The sequence below is a fragment of the Curtobacterium sp. KBS0715 genome (assembly GCF_005938005.2).
Lineage (GTDB): Bacteria > Actinomycetota > Actinomycetes > Actinomycetales > Microbacteriaceae > Curtobacterium > Curtobacterium flaccumfaciens.
In genome coordinates, this window is sequence record NZ_VCCA02000001.1 from 1,620,532 (window position 1) to 1,640,496 (window position 19,965).

20 protein-coding genes, 2 tRNA genes and 1 riboswitch are annotated in these 19,965 nt (G+C 72.6%); of the genes, 11 read left to right on the forward strand and 11 right to left on the reverse strand.

What is annotated here, in order from left to right; translation table 11 throughout:
* Positions 1-47: 47 nt before the first annotated feature.
* Positions 48-159: riboswitch (TPP riboswitch) on the forward strand.
* From FFG40_RS07790 to FFG40_RS07800, 3 genes are all read left to right on the forward strand, one after another.
* Complete coding sequence (locus FFG40_RS07790; RefSeq protein ID WP_138802795.1) at positions 154-792, forward strand: ECF transporter S component; 639 nt, start codon at positions 154-156, stop codon at positions 790-792. It overlaps the preceding riboswitch by 6 nt.
* Before the next feature lie 2 nt (positions 793-794).
* A complete protein-coding gene (locus tag FFG40_RS07795) occupies positions 795-3,371 on the forward strand; it encodes an ATP-binding cassette domain-containing protein (protein WP_260678819.1) in 2,577 nt (858 codons plus the stop codon).
* Entirely contained in the window at positions 3,364-3,948 is a 585-nt protein-coding gene (locus FFG40_RS07800) for an ATP-binding protein (RefSeq protein WP_266062865.1), read from the forward strand. The genes FFG40_RS07795 and FFG40_RS07800 overlap by 8 nt, the downstream gene beginning before the upstream one ends.
* 109 nt (positions 3,949-4,057) lie before the next feature.
* Here FFG40_RS07800 and FFG40_RS07805 read toward each other — a convergent pair whose 3' ends face one another.
* On the reverse strand, positions 4,058-5,491 hold the full coding sequence (locus FFG40_RS07805) for an MFS transporter (protein WP_260678821.1): 1,434 nt from the start codon (positions 5,489-5,491) through the stop codon (positions 4,058-4,060).
* A gap of 102 nt (positions 5,492-5,593) precedes the next feature.
* On the opposite strand from FFG40_RS07805, the gene FFG40_RS07810 reads away from it, so the two are divergent.
* On the forward strand, positions 5,594-7,027 hold the full coding sequence (locus tag FFG40_RS07810) for an LLM class flavin-dependent oxidoreductase (protein ID WP_138802797.1): 1,434 nt from the start codon (positions 5,594-5,596) through the stop codon (positions 7,025-7,027).
* Entirely contained in the window at positions 7,024-8,289 is a 1,266-nt protein-coding gene (locus tag FFG40_RS07815) for an acyl-CoA dehydrogenase family protein (RefSeq protein ID WP_138802798.1), read from the forward strand. The genes FFG40_RS07810 and FFG40_RS07815 overlap by 4 nt, the downstream gene beginning before the upstream one ends.
* Before the next feature lie 128 nt (positions 8,290-8,417).
* Here FFG40_RS07815 and FFG40_RS07820 read toward each other — a convergent pair whose 3' ends face one another.
* The 5 genes from FFG40_RS07820 to FFG40_RS07840 all read right to left on the reverse strand — a co-directional run bounded on the left by FFG40_RS07820 (position 8,418) and on the right by FFG40_RS07840 (position 12,303).
* Positions 8,418-8,762: a metallopeptidase family protein gene (locus FFG40_RS07820; protein WP_035807616.1), complete on the reverse strand. Its 345-nt coding sequence runs from the start codon at positions 8,760-8,762 to the stop codon at positions 8,418-8,420.
* A 180-nt stretch (positions 8,763-8,942) separates the two neighbouring features.
* Positions 8,943-9,018, reverse strand: a tRNA-His gene (locus tag FFG40_RS07825).
* Between the two features lie 75 nt (positions 9,019-9,093).
* Positions 9,094-9,732 (reverse strand): oligoribonuclease, encoded by a 639-nt coding sequence (orn, locus tag FFG40_RS07830; protein WP_138802799.1) that lies wholly within the window; start codon positions 9,730-9,732, stop codon positions 9,094-9,096.
* 883 nt (positions 9,733-10,615) lie between these two features.
* Positions 10,616-11,857: an MFS transporter gene (locus tag FFG40_RS07835; RefSeq protein WP_138802800.1), complete on the reverse strand. Its 1,242-nt coding sequence runs from the start codon at positions 11,855-11,857 to the stop codon at positions 10,616-10,618.
* Positions 11,854-12,303 carry a MarR family winged helix-turn-helix transcriptional regulator gene (locus FFG40_RS07840; RefSeq protein WP_185974132.1) on the reverse strand — a complete coding sequence of 150 codons (450 nt, stop codon included), beginning with the start codon at positions 12,301-12,303 and terminating at the stop codon, positions 11,854-11,856. The genes FFG40_RS07835 and FFG40_RS07840 overlap by 4 nt, the downstream gene beginning before the upstream one ends.
* Before the next feature lie 103 nt (positions 12,304-12,406).
* Here FFG40_RS07840 and FFG40_RS07845 point away from each other — a divergent pair, with 103 nt between their 5' ends.
* Both FFG40_RS07845 and FFG40_RS07850 read left to right on the forward strand, forming a co-directional pair.
* On the forward strand, positions 12,407-12,697 hold the full coding sequence (locus FFG40_RS07845; RefSeq protein ID WP_138802802.1) for an oligoribonuclease: 291 nt from the start codon (positions 12,407-12,409) through the stop codon (positions 12,695-12,697).
* A gap of 29 nt (positions 12,698-12,726) precedes the next feature.
* A complete protein-coding gene (locus tag FFG40_RS07850; RefSeq protein ID WP_027464648.1) occupies positions 12,727-12,987 on the forward strand; it encodes a thioredoxin family protein in 261 nt (86 codons plus the stop codon).
* Here FFG40_RS07850 and FFG40_RS07855 read toward each other — a convergent pair.
* The 3 genes from FFG40_RS07855 to FFG40_RS07865 all read right to left on the reverse strand — a co-directional run bounded on the left by FFG40_RS07855 (position 12,931) and on the right by FFG40_RS07865 (position 16,200).
* A complete protein-coding gene (locus FFG40_RS07855) occupies positions 12,931-14,502 on the reverse strand; it encodes a DUF6716 putative glycosyltransferase (RefSeq protein ID WP_138802803.1) in 1,572 nt (523 codons plus the stop codon). The two genes, FFG40_RS07850 and FFG40_RS07855, sit on opposite strands and share 57 nt — an antisense overlap.
* A 67-nt stretch (positions 14,503-14,569) precedes the next feature.
* The gene (locus FFG40_RS07860; RefSeq protein WP_138802804.1) at positions 14,570-15,442 is read right to left on the reverse strand and encodes an N-acetylneuraminate synthase family protein; all 873 of its coding nucleotides are present in this window, start codon (positions 15,440-15,442) and stop codon (positions 14,570-14,572) included.
* A complete protein-coding gene (locus tag FFG40_RS07865; RefSeq protein WP_138802805.1) occupies positions 15,439-16,200 on the reverse strand; it encodes a cytidylyltransferase domain-containing protein in 762 nt (253 codons plus the stop codon). The genes FFG40_RS07860 and FFG40_RS07865 overlap by 4 nt, the downstream gene beginning before the upstream one ends.
* A 152-nt stretch (positions 16,201-16,352) precedes the next feature.
* Here FFG40_RS07865 and FFG40_RS07870 point away from each other — a divergent pair.
* Positions 16,353-16,425: transfer RNA gene (locus FFG40_RS07870), tRNA-Arg, on the forward strand.
* A 100-nt stretch (positions 16,426-16,525) separates the two neighbouring features.
* Here the strand turns inward: FFG40_RS07870 and FFG40_RS07875 are convergent.
* Together FFG40_RS07875 and FFG40_RS07880 are read right to left on the reverse strand one after the other, a co-directional pair.
* Positions 16,526-17,797: a hypothetical protein gene (locus tag FFG40_RS07875; RefSeq protein ID WP_138802806.1), complete on the reverse strand. Its 1,272-nt coding sequence runs from the start codon at positions 17,795-17,797 to the stop codon at positions 16,526-16,528.
* Between the two features lie 89 nt (positions 17,798-17,886).
* Positions 17,887-18,153, reverse strand: coding sequence for a hypothetical protein (locus FFG40_RS07880; RefSeq protein ID WP_017886047.1), 267 nt, complete (start codon positions 18,151-18,153; stop codon positions 17,887-17,889).
* 150 nt (positions 18,154-18,303) lie between these two features.
* Between FFG40_RS07880 and msrA the strand changes: the two genes are divergently transcribed.
* The 3 genes from msrA to FFG40_RS07895 all read left to right on the forward strand — a co-directional run bounded on the left by msrA (position 18,304) and on the right by FFG40_RS07895 (position 19,902).
* On the forward strand, positions 18,304-18,831 hold the full coding sequence (gene msrA / locus FFG40_RS07885; RefSeq protein ID WP_138802807.1) for a peptide-methionine (S)-S-oxide reductase MsrA: 528 nt from the start codon (positions 18,304-18,306) through the stop codon (positions 18,829-18,831).
* Between the two features lie 37 nt (positions 18,832-18,868).
* Positions 18,869-19,072 (forward strand): hypothetical protein, encoded by a 204-nt coding sequence (locus FFG40_RS07890; RefSeq protein ID WP_027464651.1) that lies wholly within the window; start codon positions 18,869-18,871, stop codon positions 19,070-19,072.
* A gap of 119 nt (positions 19,073-19,191) precedes the next feature.
* Entirely contained in the window at positions 19,192-19,902 is a 711-nt protein-coding gene (locus FFG40_RS07895) for a single-stranded DNA-binding protein (protein ID WP_138802808.1), read from the forward strand.
* The last annotated feature ends 63 nt before the right edge of the window (positions 19,903-19,965 follow it).

The following is a 19,965-nucleotide window of genomic DNA, read 5'->3' on the forward strand; positions in this document are numbered from 1 at the left end:
CACGGGCCTCCCGTTGCGTCACGCGGTCGCGACCGCGTCTAGACTGCTGGCACACACACGGGAGTCCGGGACCGCCGGGCTGAGAGGGAGCGATCGGCGCTCCGACCGTCGAACCTGATCCGGATCATGCCGGCGCAGGGAGGAGTCAGCAGCATGCCTTCAGGCACGTCCACAACCGTCCCCACCGCTCCGCGGCGATCGCTGCGTTGGCGGGTCGTCGACATCGTCGTCGCGAGCGTCCTCGCGGTGGCCCTCGGAGTCGTCTTCCGGCTCTGGGAGTTCGGCTACGAGCCCATCAGCGCCGTCATGGACCTCGTGCTCCCCGGCACGAAGGCCCTGTTCGGAGGGGTCTGGCTGCTCGCCGGACCGATCGTCGCGATCGTCGTCCGCAAGCCCGGCGCCGCGCTCTACGGCGAGATGGTCGCCGCCTCGGTCGAGGCGTTGTTCGGCACCCAGTGGGGATGGCTCACGCTCGAGGCCGGACTCGTCCAGGGCCTCGGTGCCGAGATCGTCCTCGCGCTGTTCCTGTACCGCGTCTACCGCCTGCCGGTCGTCGTGCTCGCCGGTGCCGCGGCCGGCCTCGCGCTCGGCATCAACGACACCGTCCTCTGGTACCCGGGGCTCGACGTCGCCTTCAAGGTCGTCTACGTGATCTGTGCCGTGATCTCCGGTGCCGTGATCGCGGGGGCGGGCTCGTGGCTCATCGTCCGGGCTCTCGCCCGCACCGGGGTGCTGTCGTCCTTCGCGGCCGGCCGCGAGCACAGCCGCCGCGAGCCCCGCGCCCTGGTGTGACCGTGCGCGCTCCGTCGGCGACGTCCCCTTCCACCGGCGGCGACGCCGGCGCAGGAGCCGGCGTCCGCGGAGCGCGCATCGTGTTCCGTGGCTGGGGCTGGCGGTACCCGGAGCGAGACGCCTGGGCCGTCCGTGACGTCGACCTGACCGTCGAACCGGGGGAGCGGGTCGCCGTCGTCGGTCCGTCCGGCGCCGGCAAGTCGACGCTCCTGCGAGCGGTGGCCGGCGTGCTGCCCGACGAGCCCGACGCCACCGACGACACCGCTGCGTCGGTGCAGGGGACACTCCTGGTCGACGAGGCCGACCCCCGCGCGGTCCGCGGGCGTGTCGGTCTCGTCATGCAGGACCCCGAGGCACACACCGTGATGTCCCGCGTCGGCGACGACGTGGCCTTCGGCTGCGAGAACGCCGGCGTCCCCCGCGACGAGACCTGGGACCGGGTGCGGACGGCGCTCGACGTCGTCGGCCTCGACCTGCCGCTCGACCGTTCCACCGCGCAGCTGTCCGGTGGGCAGCGGCAGCGGTTGGCGCTCGCGGGCGTGCTCGCGATGCAGCCGGGTGCGCTCGTGCTCGACGAACCCTGCGCGAACCTCGACCCGGACGGCGTGGCGCAGGTGCACGACGCCGTCCGGGCACTGCTCGACGAGACCGGAGCGACGCTGCTCGTGGTGGAGCACCGGATCGGCACCTGGCTGGACCTGGTCGATCGGCTCGTGCTGCTCGAACCAGGCGGCGGCGTGGTCGCGGACGGCCCGCCGGCCCGGGTGCTGGCGGACCACGGCGCGGCGCTCACGGCGGCCGGGGTCTGGGTGCCCGGCGCCGAGCCGGCGCGTGGTTCGGCCCGTCAGCTGCGGCGTGCGCTCGGACGAGCGGGCGAAATGCCCGGGGCGTCCGGCGGCGCGACCGCGGCATTCCGCCCGCTCGGCGAGGGGGCGCGTGGCGAGGGAGAGCTCGGCGAGGGGGCGCGTGACGACGCTGCGGCGGTGCTGCTCGAAGCCCGGGGGCTCGGCACGGCACGGGGGAAGCAGCCGGTCGGGAACGGCATCGACCTCGGGCTCCGGGCAGGGCAGGTCCTCGCGGTCACCGGCCCGAACGGCGTCGGCAAGTCGACGCTCGGGCTCACCCTCGCGGGCCTGCTGGCACCGGCCGCCGGCGAGCTCGGCGCCACCGACACCCTCGCCGACGGTCTCGGCGCAGCGCCGCACACCTGGACGAGCCGCCAACTCGCCGCCCGGATCGGCACGGTGTTCCAGGACCCCGAGCACCAGTTCGTCGCCCGCTCCGTCCGCGAGGAGGTCGAGGCCGGCCCCCGAGCACTCGATGCGCCTGACGCCGCCGAACGAGCCACCGCGCTGCTCGACGAGTTCGGGCTGGCACACCTGGCCGACGCCAACCCCTTCACCCTGTCCGGGGGCGAACAACGACGACTCGCGATCGCCTCGGTCATCGCAGCCCGGCCGCCGGTCGTCGTGCTCGACGAACCGACCTCCGGGCAGGACCGAGCCACGTGGCAGGCCGTCGTCGGGCGGCTCGGGGCCCTGGCTGACGATGGCACCTCGGTGGTGGCGGTCACCCACGACCGCGATCTCGTCCGGGCACTCGACGCCGACGAGGTCGTGCTCGGGCCGGACGGCGCCCGGACCGCCGGGCGCGACCAGGGGCCGTCAGTCGCGACCGTCCCGGAGACGGGACCGACAGCCGGGAGCCGCCCCGGGCCTCCAGACCGGACCGACACGGACGACCGGACGGACGCGGCGGATGCGGCGGATGCGGCGGACGCGACGGACGGAACCGACCGGACGGACCCGGCGCGACGACCGCTGCCGACCCGCGCGACCGGCATCCCCGGCGTCCAGCCGGTCGCCTCCCTGATCGGTGTGCTCGCCCTCGGCGTCTGCCTGGTGCTCAGTCTCGACGTCGTCTCCGCCGCCGTCGCCCTGGCGCTCGAACTCGTGCTGCTGCCGCTCCTGCGCCTGCCGGTCCGGACCCTGCTGCTCCGACTCGCACCGGTGCTCGTCGCGGTGCCGCTGACGGCGGTGAGCATCGCGCTGTACGGCAGGCCCTCGGGGCGGGAGTGGTTCGACCTCGGGTTCGCGCACGTCACCGACGGGTCGCTGGCACTCGCGTTGGCGACGGCACTCCGGGTCCTCGCGGTGGGCGTGCCGGCCATCGCGCTCTTCGTACGGGTCGACCCGACCGACCTGGCCGACGGGCTCGCACAGGTGCTCCGGCTGCCCGCGCGGTTCGTGCTCGGAGCGCTCGCCGCCGTCCGGATGATGACCTTGCTCGTCGACGACTGGCGACAGCTCGCGATGGCCCGGCGTGCCCGAGGACTCGCGGACTCCGGGCGGCTCCGCCGCGGAGCGACCATGGCGTTCGCGCTGCTCGTGCTCGCGTTGCGCCGGGCGACGACGTTGGCGGTGGCGATGGAGTCACGGGGGTTCGGTGCTCCCGGACGGCGGACCTGGGCGCGGGTCGCACGGTTCGCCGGGCCGGAGTGGGCGACGGTGGCGGTGCTGGTCGGCATCGGCGTGGTGTCGATCGCCGTCGCGGTGAGCGTGGGGACGTGGCGTGCCTGACGCGACGCCTGCAGCCGGCACGACGGACGGCGAGCGCGCGACGGGTACGACCGCCGGTGACCTCGCCCCCGGCCTGGCCGCTGCTGCTGCCGGTGTCGCCGCTGCCACGGGCCGGCGCGCCGTCGTGCTCATCGACGGCCGGTCCGGCACGGGCAAGACCACCCTCGGAGCACAGGTCGCGGAGCAGCTCGGTGCGCAGCTCGTGCACCTGGACGACCTGTACCCGGGGTGGGACGGCCTGCGCGCGGCTGCCGATGCCGTGGTGACGGACGTCCTCGGAGCGCCGAGCGGGTACCGACGCTGGGACTGGGCGGCCGACGCGCCCGCGGACTGGGCGTCGGTGGACCCCGACCTGCCGATCGTGGTCGAGGGCTGCGGGGCGTTGTCCCGGGCGTCGGCGCCGCTGGCGTCCCTGCGGGTGTGGCTCGAGGCCGACGACGCCGTGCGGTGGGACCGGGCGATCGGCCGCGACGGCGAGGTCTTCGCACGCGAGTGGGACCGCTGGGCCGCGCAGGAACAGGCCTTCATCGCCGCCGAGGACCCGGCTGCCCTGGCCGACGTGGTCCTGCGGACGTAGGGCGCGGGCCCGAGCCGCCCCGCGGCGGCCGGCGGCGAGCATCGAGGTTTCGCGCTCAGCGACTCCTCACGGCCTTCGGAAGGCGAGAACTGTCGCCCAGCACGAAACGTCAGCCCGCCGCGCCCGTGCCCGCCGCGCCCGCGCCGCCACCCGCGCCCGCCGCGCCCGTGCCCGCCGCGCCCGTGCCCGCCGCGCCCGCGCCCGCCCGCGCCTCCCGCCGCGCCACCGCCCGCGGATCCACCGCGAACACCGCCGCCACGATCGTCAGCACCGCGTACACCCCGAGGTACCCGCACAGGATCCACGGCGACCCGCCCCCGAGCTGCACGAACACCGCGGCCAGCAGTGGCGTCAGCCCCACCGAGAAGATCGACCCGATCTGGTACCCGAGCGACATCCCCGAGTACCGCCGCCCGGTCGGGAACTGCTCCGCGAACCACGCCGCCTGCGGCCCGTAGATGCTGTCGTGGAACACGCACATCCCGATCAGCGCCACGAGCGGCAGCAGCACGAGCGGCCCGGCGTCGAGGAACGCGAAGAACGGCCAGATGAGCACCGCGATGCCCACCGCCGACCAGATCGTCAGCACCCGCCGCCCGACCCGGTCCGACAGCCATCCCCAGAACGGCGTGGACACGAGCGACACGGCCGAGATCACGAGCACGGCCTGCAGCCCCGCGTCCGAGCCCGATGGCCCGCGCACGTTGCCGAGGTAGGTCAGCGAGTACGTCGTCAGGATCGAGTACAGCGCCGGCTGCACGAGGCGCAGGCCCGCCGTCACCAGGATCGACCGCGGGTGCTGCCGGATCGCCTGCCACACCGGGAACCGTTCGACCCCGCCCGAGGCGCGCAGCTCCTGGAACACCGGGGCGTCCTGCACGCCGAGCCGGATGACGAGCCCGACCGCCACGATCACCGCCGAGAACAGGAACGGCAGCCGCCAGCCCCAGGCCAGGAACGCCTCGGTGCCGAGCAGCGACCGCACGAGCGTGAAGACCCCGGTCGCCAGGAGCATCCCACCGGCCGACCCCATCTGCGTGAACGCCCCGAACAGCCCCCGGTGCCGCTCCGGCGCGTGCTCGACGGACAGCAGCGCCGAGCCGCCCCATTCCGCGCCGGCCGCGACGCCCTGCAGCAGCCGCAGGAACACGAGCGCCACGACGGCACCGACCCCGATGGTCGCGGCGGAGGGGATGACCCCGATCAACGTGGACGCGATGCCCATCAGCACCAGCGACGCGACGAGCAGCTTCTTCCGCCCGATCCGGTCACCCAGGTGGCCGGCGATCACACCGCCGAGCGGCCGCGCCACGAACCCGACGCCGTAGGTCGCGAACGACGCGATGACCCCGACGGCCGGCGTCACGGACGGGAAGAACGTCGGTGCGAACACCAGCGCCGAGGCCGTCGCGTAGAGGTAGAAGTCGTAGTACTCGACGGTCGTCCCGACGAACGACGCGAGGGCGACCCGACGACGGGTCGCGGTGGTCGACGGTGCGGCGGGACGGTCTGGAGGCGCGGTGACGGTGGTCTGGCTCGGCATGCCTCAGGAGCATGGTCGCGTCCAGGGCCGCGGGGAACACCGCGCGTAACGGGAGGTCACGTCGCTGTCGTCGGGCGGTGCCCGCCGACCACGATGGGACGCATGAGCGATGCACCGAACCGCCCGCTGCGCTTCGCGGCCTTCGTCATGAACACGACCTCGCACATCCAGCACGGCCTGTGGCGGCACCCCGACGCCCGGCAGGCGGACTTCGACGACGTGACGCTGTGGACCGACCTGGCGAGGACCCTCGAGCGCGGCAAGTTCGACGCGATGTTCTTCGCCGACGTCGTCGGGACCTACGGACCCGGTCGCGGCGACTACTCGACCAACCTGCGCGAGGGGCTGCAGATCCCCTCGAACGACCCCTCCGTGCTGCTCTCCGCGCTCGCCGTGTCGACCGAGCACCTCGGGCTCGCGTTCACCTCGAGCGTCATCCAGGCGCACCCGTTCGACTTCGCCCGCAAGGTCTCCACGCTCGACCACATCACCCGGGGCCGCATCGGCTGGAACGTCGTCACGAGCGCCCTCGACAGCGCCGCCCGGAACTTCGGGGCCGCCCGGCTCGAGGAGCACGACGAGCGCTACGTGTGGGCCGAGGAGTACCTCGACGTCTGCGCGAAGCTCTGGGAGGGCTCGTGGGAGGACGGCGCCGTGCTGAAGGACCCCGTCCGCGGTTACGCCGACCCCGACAGGGTCCACCGCATCGACCACCACGGCAAGCGCTACGACGTGCAGGGCCCGCACCTGTCGGCACCGTCGCCGCAGCGGACCCCGGTGCTGTTCCAGGCCGGGTCGTCGCCGGCAGGCCGTGCCTTCGCCGCCCGGAACGCCGAGGCCCAGTTCATCCTGACCTCGAACCGGGACGCCACCGAACAGCTCATCCGCGAGACCCGCGACCTGGCCGAGGCCGCTGGCCGGCAGCGGGACGACATCGCGTTCTTCCTCGGCCTGACCTTCGTCACCGGCTCCACCGAGGCCGAGGCGAAGGCCAAGGAAGCGGAGATCGACGAGTACCTGGCCGCCGACGGGTTCCTGGTGCACTCGAACCTCGGCTTCGACCCCGACACCGGGGAGCCCCTCGACCCGGACACCCCGCTGTCCGAGGTCCGCACCCACGCCGGGCAGTCGCACCTGCAGTGGCTCCGCGAGGCCGCCGGGGACCGCGAACCGACCATCGCCGACCTCGCCCGGTTGTCCGCCAAGCTCCGCGCCCGGGTCGTCGGGACGCCGGAGCAGATCGCCGACGAGCTCGCCGACTGGCAGCGCGTGGGCGTCGACGGCGTCAACGTCATCAACTGGGCGCTGCCCGGCTCGTACGAGGAGTTCGTCGACCACATCGCGCCGACCCTGCAGGAGCGCGGGCTGATGCAGTCCGAGTACCGCGAGGGGACCCTGCGCGAGAAGCTCTTCGGTCACGCACAGCTGCCGGACTCGCACCCGGCCAGGCAGTGGCGCGGAGCGTTCTCGGGCGGTGCCGGCGCGACCGCGGCCCACCCGGACGACGCGACCCGTGCGGTGGAGGTGCCCGCATGACGGCCGCGACGACGACCGACGGAGCCGTGACGGGCCTCCCGGCCGACCGTCTGGCGACCCTGCGCGAACGCTTCGCGCCCGTGTTCGCGACCATCCGCGACGGCGCGGTCGAGCGTGAGCTCGCGTCCGGGAAGCCCGGCGACCGACCGCTGCCGCACGCCGAGGTCCGGGCGCTCGCCGACGCGGGGTTCGGGCGGCTGCGCGTGCCGGAGGACCGAGGCGGCTTCGGTGTGACGCTGGTCGAACTCGCGCACCTGGTGGCGGACCTGGCGGCGGCGGACTCGAACCTCGCGCACCTGTGGCGCGGACACTTCGGGTACACCGAACTGGTGCTGCTGCGGCCATCGTCGCCCTCCCGTGATGAGTGGCTCGAGCGGATCGTCGACGGAGCGATCATCGGGAACGCGACGTCCGAGCGGACCGGCACGACGCTCGCCGACATCTCGACGACGGTGACGCCGTCTGGTGGTTCCCTCCGCCTCGACGGGCGGAAGTTCTACTCGACCGGCACGCTCTACGCGGACTGGATCTACCTGGCGGCGGACCGTGACGGCGAGCGCGTGACGTTCGCCGTCGACGCCTCCGCGCCGGGCGTCAGGAGCATCGACGACTGGGACGGGTTCGGGCAGCGGTTGACGGCGTCCGGCACCACCGTGTTCGACGGGGTGTCGGTCGACCCCTCGGTGGTGTCGGCGTACCGGGACGCCCCGCTGTCGCACATCCAGGCCTTCTACCAGCTGTACCTGCTGGCGGTCCTCGCCGGGATCGGGCAGGCCGTGTCCGACGACGCCGTGGCCTTCGTGCGACCGCGAACCCGCACGTACATCCACGCCAACGCCGCCGTGCCGGGGGAGGACCCGCAGGTGCTCGCGGTGCTCGGGCGGCTGTCGGCCGGGGCGTTCACCGCCCGGTCACTCGTCGTCGCCGCCGCGGGGCTGCTCGACGGGGTCGTCGCGACGAACGAGCCCGGGGTCGGCGTCGACCGCGTGGTGCTCGACGCGGCCGAGAACGCCGTGTACCAGGCGCAGGTCGAGATCGGGCCGCGGGTGCTGCGGTCGGCGTCCGAGTTGTTCGAGGTCGGCGGGGCGTCCGCTGCCGACCGGACGCGTGCGCTGGACCGGCACTGGCGGAACGCCCGGGTGGTGGCGTCGCACAACCCGGCGGTCTACAAGGAGCGGATGGTGGGGGAGTACGCGCTGCACGGGCGGGGGCCGGTGGGGGCGTGGGAGAAGTACCACGAGGTGGGGCCGACGCGGTTCTGAGGGGCTGCTGGCGGGCGCGGGGCGGGGCGGGGTGGGGCGAGTTTTCGCGGTGAGCGACAGTTCTCGCGCCCGTGGACCCGAGGAATGTCGCTGAGCCCGAAACCCGGGCGCCGCGCTCCGGCTGACCGCTACGCCCAGCCGAGCTCGTGCAGCCGCTCGTCGTCGATCCCGTAGAAGTGGCCGATCTCGTGCACGAGGGTGGTGTGCACCTCGTCCTTGAGCTCCTCGACCGTGTCGCACTCGGCCAGGTGCTGCTTCCGGAACACGACGATGCGGTCGGGCAGCTCGCCGAAGCCGTACTGGCCGCGCTCGGTGGCCGCGATGCCGTCGTACACGCCGAACAGCTCTTCACCGTTCTCCGGTTCGTCCTCGACGACGAACACCACGTTGTCGAGCCCGTCGACCATCTCGTCGGGCAGCAGGTCGAGTTCGTCGGTCACGAGTTGCTCGAACGCGTCGGCGGACATCTCCATCACGGGTGGATCGTCCCACACCGTGCTGACCACTCGCGGCTGAGGCCTCGCGGCTGAGCACTCGCGGCTGACCAACCGCGGCTGACCCCTCGCGGCGAAGCCGCACGGCGCCGGAGGTGCCCAGACAAACACTGAGGGAGAGCCCCGGTTGCGTCACACGCAACAGGACTCTCCCTCGACTGGGGTGAATAACGGGTCTCGAACCCGCGACCTCCTAGACCACAACCAGGCGCTCTACCAACTGAGCTATATCCACCATGCTCGAACCGGCGGACCGGCGCGACCACTCAATAGTAGTACATGCGGGACGGGGTGCGGACCACCCGTGTCGCTACTCGGCCGCGGGCTGCGCCAGCCGTGACTCCCACTTCGCCACGACGTCGGCCTGCACGGCGCGCACGTCGTCGGTGCTCGGGCCGGGCTCGGCGACGAAGCCGGCGCGGCGGTAGTACTCGAGCTCGCGGATCGACTCGAGGATGTCCGCGAGGGCCCGGTGCCCACCGTGCTTCTCCGGCGAGTTGAAGTACACGCGGGGGAACCAGCGGCGGCAGAGCTCCTTGATGCTCGACACGTCGACGCTGCGGTAGTGCAGGTGCCCGTCGACCCGCGGCATGTACTTCGACAGGAACGCGCGGTCGGTGCCGATCGTGTTGCCGGCCAGGGGGGCGGAGCCCTCGGCGGGGACGTGCTGGAGGATGTACTCGAGCACCTGGTACTCGGCGTCCGCCAGGCTCACGCCGTTCGGGATCTCCGCGAGGAGCCCCGAGGTGACGTGCATGTTCGTCACGAACTCGTTCATGTTGTCGAGCGCCGACTGGTCCGGCTTGATGACGATGTCGAAGCCGGGGTGCACGGGCTCGAGGTCGAAGTCGGTGATGACCACGGCCACCTCGACGAGTTCGTCGACCTCGAGGTCGAGGCCGGTCATCTCGCAGTCGATCCAGACGAGGCGGTCATTCGCGGTTGCCATGTCCTCGATCCTATTCCCGCCCCGCGTGCCTCCCGTACGTGCCGCTGCGCCCGCCCTGCCCGTGCCTGCCCGTGCTCGGTCACCCGTGCACGGTGGCCGGTGCTCGGCCACCCGTCCCGCGCGTCCGATCCGCGAGCGGGCGAAATGCCGCGGTCGCCTTGCGGACGTACTCGGATGTTCCGCCCGCTCGTCGCTCACGTGAGCCGCATGCGGTGCAGGCGACCGCCTGGAGGCTCAACGCGACTCCGCAAGCCGCCCCGCGCCTCCAGGCGGGCACTTCCACCCCGCCTGCCGCACCGATCCCGCCTCCTCGCCCCGAGCGGGCGATATGCCGCGGTCGCCCTGCGGACGGACCGTGGTGTTCCGCCCGCTCGCCGTCGGCCGCGCCCGGCCGCGCCCGGTCGCGCCTTCGCACGACTGCGCCCAGCCGAGCGGGCGAAATGCCGCGGTCGCCCTGCGGACGCGCCCCGATGTTTCGCCCGCTCGCCCGCGGCGCGAGCTGCGTGCGGTGCAGGCGACCGCCTGGAGGCTCGCCGCGACCCCGTCAGGCCGGCCCGCGCCTCCGGGCAGTCCCTTCCACCCCGCCTGCCGACCGTGAGCCGACCGTGAGCCGACCGTGAGCGGGCGAAATACCCGAGTCGCCCTGCGGACGAACCCGGGCACTTCGCCCGCTCGCGCGGGGGAGGCGGGGCGAGCGGGAGGCGGGGCGAGGGGGAAGAGGGGCGAGGGTGAGGGGCGAGGGGGAGAGAACCCGCGCGGGGAAGCCCGCGGACGCACGAACGGGCGAAATGCCGGCGTTCCCAAGGGGGGACACTCCGGCATTTCGCCCGTTCGTGGGGAAGGGGTAAGTGGGGCGCGAGTGGAGAGAGCGCGCGCCCGGCGGCTAGGCCATGTCGCCGGCGGTGATGGCCTCCGCCTCGACGCGCTCCGGCTCGGGACCGTCGTCGACGCGGCGCAGGACCCTCGTGGTGCAGCGGATCACGACGAAGGCGACCGCGACGGACGCACCCGCGAACACGTACGCCGCCGAGGGCGAGTACGCGTCGGCGAGCAGGGTCGCGACGGGCGGGGCGATGGCGCCGCCGATGAACCGGACGGCGGAGTAGGCGCTCGAGGCGACCGAGCGGGGGAGGTCGGTGGCCTCCATGACGCACTCCGTGAGCACGGTGTTCAGGACACCGAGCACGAGTCCACCGATCACGACGCAGATGATCAGGCCGACCTGGGAGCGGACGACGAGGGCCGCGGCGAACAGGTCGAGCGCGAGCAGGGGCAGCGCGATCTTCAACACCGTCGTCCTCCGGAGACGGGCGGTGAGCATCGGGGCGACCCACACCGACGTGATCGCGAGACCGACACCCCAGCCGAAGAACGTGAACCCGATGCCGAGCGCGCCGAAGCCGAGCGGGAACGGCGTGTACGCCAGCAGGACGAAGAAGCCGATGTTGTAGAACAGCGCGGTCGCGGCCAGGGCTGCGAGTGCCGGACGGGTCAGGGCACGGAAGGGTGCGGAGAGCTTCGTCGGCGTGGGCTTCTCGAGGCTGCCGGTCTTCAGCAGCGCGACGATGGCGATGAACGCGACGGCCATCAGGGTCGTGACGCCGAAGAACGGGCCGCGCCAGCTCACCGAGCCGAGCAGACCTCCGACCAGGGGGCCGACGGCGATGCCGAGGCCGAGTGCTGCCTCGTACAGGATGATCGCCGAGGCGGTGCCGCCCGACGCTGCCCCGACGATGGTCGCGAGCGCGGTGGAGATGAAGAGCGCGTTGCCGAGGCCCCAGCCGGCGCGGAAGTCGATGATGCTCCACACGCTGTTCGACGTGGCCGCGAGCACCGAGAAGAGCACGATCAGGGCGAGTCCGATGAGCAGGGTGCGCTTCGCGCCGATGCGGCTGGAGACCCAGCTGGTGAAGAACATCGCGACACCGGTGACGGCGAGGTAGCTCGTGAAGAGCAACTCGGTCTGCGCGGGGGTCGCCTTGAGGGACGCCGCGATCGCCGGGAGGATCGGGTCGACGAGGCCGATGCCCATGAACGCGACGACGCAGGCGAAGGCGATCGCCCAGACCGCGGACGACTGCTTGAGGATGGAGCCGGACTGGCCGGCGGGTGCGTGGGCGTTCACGCGGGGATCTCCGTTCCGTTGGGGGTTGTCCGGGTGCGCTGGGCGATCAGGTTCGCCGCGTGGTGCAGGACGTCCCAGTCGTCGTCGGTCAGGTCGGTGAACAACGGACCGACCGTGCTGGTGAGGGTGGAGCGCCAGGAGGCGAGCCGTTCGCGTCCGGCCTCGGTCAGTTCGATGAGCTGCCCGCGGGAGTCGTCGGGGTCGACGCTGCGGCTGATCAGGCCGTCGGCGAGCATCCCGGCGACGAGTCGGGTCATGGTGGGCTGCGCCACACGGGAGGCGGTGGCCAGTTCACCGAGTCGCAGGGGCTCGTCGGTCTCGAGGATGCCGAGCGTGCGCCAGACCGCGGCGGACGTGGTGTTGCCCGTCGACTGGACGGCGCTGCGGATCAGGCGGTTGACGGAAACGAGGAGGGTCTCGATCGTCTGCTCGCGCGGTGTTTCCATAGCTGAACTATATAGCTGTGCTATGCAAAACGCAACGGCGGTGCAGCCGAGCAGCGACGGGACCGAACAGACTGCACCAGCCGCCGCCTGGTAGAAGGGAGGCATGAGCGACATCACCATCCACGAAGGCGACGAGTACACCGCGATCTTCCACGGCGGCCCCTTCGACGGCACGACCGACACCCGCACCGCCACGAGCGACGCGCTGGACGACGAGGTCACGGTGTTCGCCGACGTCGAGGGCCTGCAGACGGCCTTCACCTACCGCGCCACCAAGTCCCGCCAGGTCCTCGACCAGATCTCGGTCGAGTTCACCTACGAGCCGGACGAGTCCGACCCGGTGGACGACCTGCAGGACCGCGGCGACCGCAGCGGCGAGTTCGACCGGGAGTAGAACCCCCACCCGCCGCGTTGCAGGACCACATGCAGCTCGACCTCTGGACGTCCGCCTTCTGTGCGCCGTGTGCCGCCGCCCGCCGGGTGTCCGCCGAGGCCTCGGCGCTCGTCCCCGGGCTCACCGTGACCGAACGCGACGTGGCGGCACACCCCGACGACGCGGAAGACCTCGGTATCCGGTCCACGCCCACGATCATCGTGCGGCAGGACGACGGCACCGAGGTCTTCCGTTCACCCGGCGTCCCGACCCGCGACCAGCTCCTGCTCGCGGTGGCCAAGGCGCTCTGAGCGAGCGGCCGCCGCAGCCGCAGGCGCCGCAGCCGTAGGCGCCGCGGCCGTGCCTACGGCGGCTCCCGGCGCAGGCACGGCGGCGCGGACCTCCGCGCGCTGCGACGTCGGCGCCGCCACCACCACCGGTGCCGGCGGATCGACCATCGCCCGCACGCGTCGCACCAGACGCTTCGCGCCCCGGATCGGCGCCCCGATGCCCAGCGCCACCAGCCCGAGCGGGCTGCGATCGGCCCCGCCGAGGGCGTTCTTCCGCTCCCACGCACGGCGCAGTACGCCACCGCGACTCCGCCGAGCCGGCGCCCGGTCCACCAGGGCTCCGGCGTCCCGTCTGGCCATGAGCTCCACGAGACGGTGCTGCCAGTCGTCCTCAGAAGCCGGATGGAAGTAGTTGTCCCGCATCCACTCCGGCCGGACGACGCCGAACCGTCCGTCGACCAGGTCGACGGCGTCGCCCTCGAGGCCGCTGCCCACGAACACCTCGTTGATCAGATGTCGCCCGACGCCGAAGTCCGTCAGCGTGAGTGCGGGAACGCCCCGTGCCGCCGCTTCGAGCACCGCCGTCGAGCTGATCGTCACGAGTGCCACCGCACGGTCGAGGTGTTCTGCCATCGGCCCGCTCTCGACCACGAGGTTGGTCGGCGCGTCCGCGGGCACCAGGTCCGGGTAGGGGTGCTCTTCGCGGTGCGTCTGGTGCTCGCCGGCCGCGGCGCGCGTCTTGATGACGACGCGCCACTCCGGGTGCGCCCGTGCCGTCTCGACGAGCCACCGCACGACGAGTGCCCGGTCGGCCCGCTCGAACGGCACGCTCGGCTGCGCCGCGAAGACGACGGAGTCGCGGGCGGTCGCGCCGACACCGTCGACAGGATCGGTCGCGCCGGAACTGCCGGTCGATCCGGCACCCCGCGCGAACGGCAGCGTGGCGAGCGCGAAGTGCGGCTCGACGCCGCCCTCGCGCGCCATCTCCTCGTACGCGCGGACCTCACGGTGGCTGTGCAGCACGAACAGGTCGGCTCGGGCGCGGAAGAAGATGCCCTTCCACTTCGCCGGGAACGAGATCCCCGGCAGCCCCGACACCAGCACCGGCCGGTGCGGGATCCGCCGGTGCACCTCGTCGATCACGAGTTCGGCCACCGGTCCGATCAACGACACCAGGACGGCGTCGGGTGGGTCCTGTCGGAGCTCCTCGACGACGGCGTCGACGTCCTTGGGTGGGGGTGGTTCGCGGTGCAGGTGGGCGAGTCGCCGGTCGAGCCCGCGGAACGCCGACCGCAGCTGCTTCGGACTCGCCGACCGCGGGGTCCTCACGGTGCGCAGCTCCAGGTCCCAGTCCGCCGGGGCGCTCGCCAGCAGGTGCGCGCCCCACTTCGCGAACGAGTCGGTGTCGACCAGGCCGACCACGCGTCGGACGCGCGGTGACGCGTCGGACGGGAGGCGCGCCTCCAGTCCGTCCGTCGGCGCACCGCCGTCACCCGGCCCGTCCAGGGCGCGGGTCCCGTCGACCGGGCCGCTCACGCGCCGACGCGACGCAGCTTCGCGAGCGGTGCCTGCTCGCCGGCGGTCGGATGGGGACTGCATCCGCTCACGCGCCGACGCGACGCAGCTTCGCGAGCGGTGCCTGCTCGCCGGGGAAGATCCTCTTGACGCCGTCGCCGAGGGCGGTCTCGATGATGCGGATGTCGCGGGCGAGCGTCTTCAGGCCGTGCGGCTCGAGCGACGCGGCGTGGTCGGAGCCCCACATCGTGCGGTCGAGCGTGATGTGACGCTCGACGGCCGTGGCGCCGAGGGCGACCGCGGCGATGGAGATCTGCAGGCCGGGCTCGTGGCCGGAGTACCCGACGGGGACGCCCGCGTACCGGTGGGCGAGGGTGTCGATCATGCGGAGGTTCGCCTCCTCGGCCGGCAACGGGTAGGTCGACGTCGCGTGCATGAGGACGAGACGGTCGGTGCCGAGGGTCTCGACGGCGGCGTCGATCTGCTCGAGCGTGGACATGCCGGTCGACAGGATGACGGGCTTGCCGGTCGCGGCGACGGCGGCGAGCATGCCGAGGTCGGTGACGGACGCCGAGGCGATCTTGTAGGCGACGACGTTGAGGTCCTCGAGGAAGTCGACCGACGGCTCGTCCCACGGCGACGCGAACCAGTCGAGGCCGCGCAGGGTCGCGTGGTCACCGATCTCGATGTACTGGTCGCGGTCGAACTCGACACGGTAGCGGTAGTCCAGGTAGGTCATGTCGCCCCACGGGGTGCTGCGCGGGGTGTTCTTCATGTGCTCCGGCGTGGAGATCGCGGGGGTGCGCTTCTGGAACTTCACGGCCTGCAGGCCCGCGTCGGCAGCGACGTCGATGAGTTGCTTCGCGATGTCGACGTCGCCGTTGTGGTTGAGGCCGATCTCGCCGATGAGGTACGCGGGGTGGCCCGCGCCGATCGTGGACGTACCGATGGTGACGGTCATGGTGCTCCGTTCGGTGCGGGGGTGGCCCGCGTCGGGGATGGGTCTCGGGTCGTGGTGGATGTCGGGGCCAGGGCTTCGGCGAGTGCTTCGGCGAGGGCTTCGGCGAGGGCCAGGTCGGCCTCGTCGTCGATGTCGATCGCACCGGCACCGTCGACGACGGCCAGCTCGACGCGGCCGTGGAACCGGTGCCGGTTCTCGAGGAACCCCGCCGTCCGCATCACGTAGAAGGCGCCGGTCTCGCGGTACTCGGGCTCTCGGTCCTGCCGACGGGGCCTGGTCGCAGCGTCGTGGTTCACCGCGACCGCCGTGCCGTCCGGGGCGGTCCGCCACAGGAACGCGTGTGACGGAGCGGCGGCGAACACCGCGTCGGCGTGCCCGTCGACCACGCGCGCGACGGCGGCGTCGAGGTCGGCCGGGTCGATGAACGGCGAGGTCGCCTGCAGGAAGACGAGGACTTCGGGCAGCGGCGTGCTGATCGCGTCGAGGACGTGCAGCAGCGCCGACTCCGAGGACGCCTCGTCGCCGGCGAGCTCGGGTGGACGGCGGACCACGGCAGCACCGGCGGCGACCGCCTCGGCAGCGATGGCGTCGCCGTCGGTCGTGACGAGCACCTCGTCGATGCGCGTGGCACGTCGTGCTGATTCGACCGCGCGACGGACCAGCGAACGACCCGCGACCGTGCGGAGGTTCTTGCCGGGGATCCCCTTCGACCCGGCACGTGCGGGCACGACGGCGAGGACGGAACCGGTGGTGCGCATGCTCCGGACGCTACGAAGCGCGGGTGTCGCGGAGGGGAACGGGGAGCAGACGGCGGCCGACCGTTGGGCGACCGCCGAGCCATGTCGCGGCGACGCGGCGGGGCGTGCATCGAGCGTCTGAGGGTCGCTCGCCGCTACAATCGACGCTGCTCGCCTCCGTAGCTCAGTGGATAGAGCAGGTGGTTTCTACCCACCGTGCCGCGGGTTCGATTCCTGCCGGGGGCGCCGAAGACGAACAGGGCCGCCATCCTCTCCGGATGGCGGCCCTGTTCTCGTCGTGCTGGCTGCTGCTCGTCGTGCTGGCTGCTGCTCGTCGTGCTGGCTGTTACTCGTCGTCGTCCGCGGCGCGGCGGCGGAGTTCGGCGGCGCTGATCGGCTGCGTGTACGGCGCCTCGGACGTCTCGTTCGCGTCGGCCGGCTCCGCGGGGGCCTGGTTCAGCCGCGTCGGGACGGACGTGGTGTTCGTCGCGCCGGGGGTGTCGACCCGGGGTGCCGAGGCGGGCGGGACGTCGTTCGCGGGTGCCCGGTTGACGTGTGCGTCGGCTGCGGTGGGCGTCGCGACGGGGCGGTCGGACGAGGACGGACGGTCGTTCCGCGGTGCGCGGTCGCTGTCGCCGAAGGCGCGGGTGGCGCTGGCGTCGTCCACGACCTCGGTGTCGTCCGTGCCGCGGCCCTGGGGGGAGCGGGCGGGCGAGGTCGGGGTACCGAGCGTCGGACGGACCGGTGGTGCAGCCTCGTCGTCGCCGTAGACGCGGGTGGTGTTGTCGCCGAAGGAACGCGTGGCGTTCGGGTCGGTGGTGCCGCGGTTCGGGTTCGTGCCCGCACCGCGGTTCACCGAGAACGACGGGGTCGTCCCGCCGGTAGCACCGGCTGACGCGGCACCGGCTGACGCAGCACCGGGCGCGGGAGCGGCCGCCGCCGGAGGGGTCGAGGGTGCGGACGCGGGGCGCTGCGCCGGACGCAGCGAGGTCGTCGTCGGGGTGGGACGCTCGGTGGGAGCGGCCGGGGCCGGGGCCTTTGCCTGCGCCTGCGTACGCGGGGGTTCGGCCTGGTCGGCGTTCCAGTCCTGCTGGCGCTTGATCAGGTCGGCGTCGGGGTCCGGGGACTCGAACTTCCAGCGCTCGAGGTCGGCCTTGAAGAGCTTGCGCGCACGGCTCGGTCGCGCCTGCCAGTCGAGCAGGCGGTCACGGAACTCGGCGAGGGACTGGTCGGCCTGGAAGCTGAACGTCGACGAGTTCTTCTTGATGTCGGCGATCTCGTGCTGTGCCCAGTTGGCGGCCAGCGGCGCGCCCTGCACGGGGAGCAGGCGCAGCCGGATGTCGGCGTCCTCGGCGAGGTGGTCGGCGTAGGCCCGCTCGTCGTGTCCGAGCGATCCCCATGCAGCTGCCTTGCGCGCAGCCGTCAGGATCGCGGCCACGGCCGCGTTCTTCGATTCCCGCTCCTGCAACGCCACGACCCGCTTGGTCGCGCTGCGCCCGATGAGCGCCGCGATGACGCCCGCCACGACGATGGCGACGAAGGGGATCACAGCGCCCGAGAGCACCCGCCAACCCGTGTCGGACGAAGTCCAGTCGGTCAGGTCGTTCCACCAGTCCATGCGCGCACCATACCCACGGAACGGTCAGGCGTCGGGGAGGCCGGACGGCGTTCCGTGCATCCCATCGCAGATGATTCCAATCTGGAACATCATGACCAGCGCAGGGTGTCCACGGCGTCGTCGGCGGACCACACGCTCGGCAGCTCGACGAACCGGCGCTCGGTCGCGACGTACCGGCGGGCGCGGTACGCGGTGTCGCCGGCGACGTCGATGCGGTCGACGTACCCGACGATCTCGCCGTTGGCCCGGGTGACCCGGCTCAGGTCGTCGCGGACGTCGAGGATGCGGTAGTCGCCCCGGGCGCGGGCCAGCGGGACGGTGCGGATCCGCAGTGCGGGTTCGGTGATGGTCTGCATCGCTGGCCTCCTGGTCGGTGTGGTACCGACGCTACGGCGGACCACCGACACGCCGAGAGGTGCCAGCCGATCTGGGGAACAGGGTCTCCGCGCACACTGTTGTGGAGGAACGAGGTGGCTGCATCGGCGGCCCGGAGAGAGGGAGTGGCCATGACCACGTTCGTGCTCGCAGGTGGATGTTTCTGGTGTCTCGACGCCGTGTACCGCACGCTCCAGGGTGTGCAAGACGTCGTGTCCGGCTACATCGGCGGAGAGGTCGAGGAGCCCTCCTACGAACTGGTGTGCACCGGTACGACAGGGCACGCCGAGGCGGTCGCCGTGACGTTCGACGAGTCGGTGATCCCGGCCGACGTGATCCTCGACGTCTTCTTCACGCTGCACGACCCGCGTCAGCTGAACCGTCAGGGCGCCGACGTCGGCACGCAGTACCGCTCGGCGATGTTCCCGGCCGACGACGCGCAGCGCGAGCTGTTCGAGCGCGCGATCGAGCGGGCTTCCGACATCTGGGACGGCGGCATCGTCACCACCATCGAGCCGCTCTCGACGTTCCACCGCGCCGAGGAGTACCACCAGGACTTCTTCGCGAAGAACCCCGGCCAGGGCTACTGCCTCGCAGTGGCGCTGCCCAAGGTGAACAAGGTCCGGAAGGCCTACAGTCAGTACATCCTGGCGTCCTGACCCCGGGACGGCAGGGCCACGAGGAGGTGGTTCGAACATGACGGACAACACGGGAACCTGGGTCGCCATCGGTCCGGCCGGCGCGGTGGGCAGCATCCACCGGGCGGCGGACGGCTTCCAGGTCGAGCTCTACGGACGCCGACGGGCGGGCGGGCCCTACCCGTCCCTCGAGTCCGCCAAGGGTGCGGTCCACGCCGCGCTCGGACCGTTGGCCGCCCGGCCCGAGTTCCGAGCGCACTGAGCGGGTCCGTCCAGGAGGCCCGGGGGACTCGTCCTCCACAGGTCGCCTGATCGGGTCCACATGCCACAGATCGAGCCCGGGGCCGCTGACGCAGCCCCGGGCTCCGTGACGATCGACGCATGAACGACATCATCACCGTCTGCGGAATCGTCGCCACCGAGCCCCGGCACCTCGTCACCGAGACCGGCATCGCCATCACGAGTCTCCGACTCGCGTCGCCCTCACGCCGTTGGGACCGGGCCACCGCCGCCTGGGTCAACGGCGCGACCAACTGGTACACCGTCACCGCGTTCCGGTCGCTCGCGTCGAACGTGTACAAGTCCCTGAAGAAGGGCGACCGGATCGTCGTCGCCGGCCGGGTCCGCATCCGCACGTGGGAACGCGACGGTCGCGGTGGGACCTCGGTCGAGATCGACGCCGACGGCATCGGCCATGACCTGGCCTGGGGGATCAGCAACTGGCTCCGGGTGCCACGGCAGGTCGGCGACGGTGCATCGGGGCAGGGTGGCCTGCACGGCGTGGACCCCCGCACCGGCGAGGTCCGTGACCCCGCTGCGGGGCGCGGTGCCGGTCACGGGGCCGACCACGGGGCAGAGCCCGACGGCGCGCACGAACACGCACCGTCCACGGAGCACGGTCCGGACGGAGACCTCGACGGGGCAGACGGCGCGCCGGCCCTCGGCGACGGCGACGGCGACGGCGACGGCGACGGCGACGGCGACGGTGCGGAGCCCGCCGAGCCCTCCGAGCACGCGCTCGACCAGGACGACGCACCATGGGACCCGGCGCCACCCCTCGACGACCACACCCACGACGCCGAAGCGGCCTGACCCGCACGCCGACCGGGGTCGGGGTGCGGGTCAGGCCCGCTGGGAGTGCGCGGGTCAACGGGT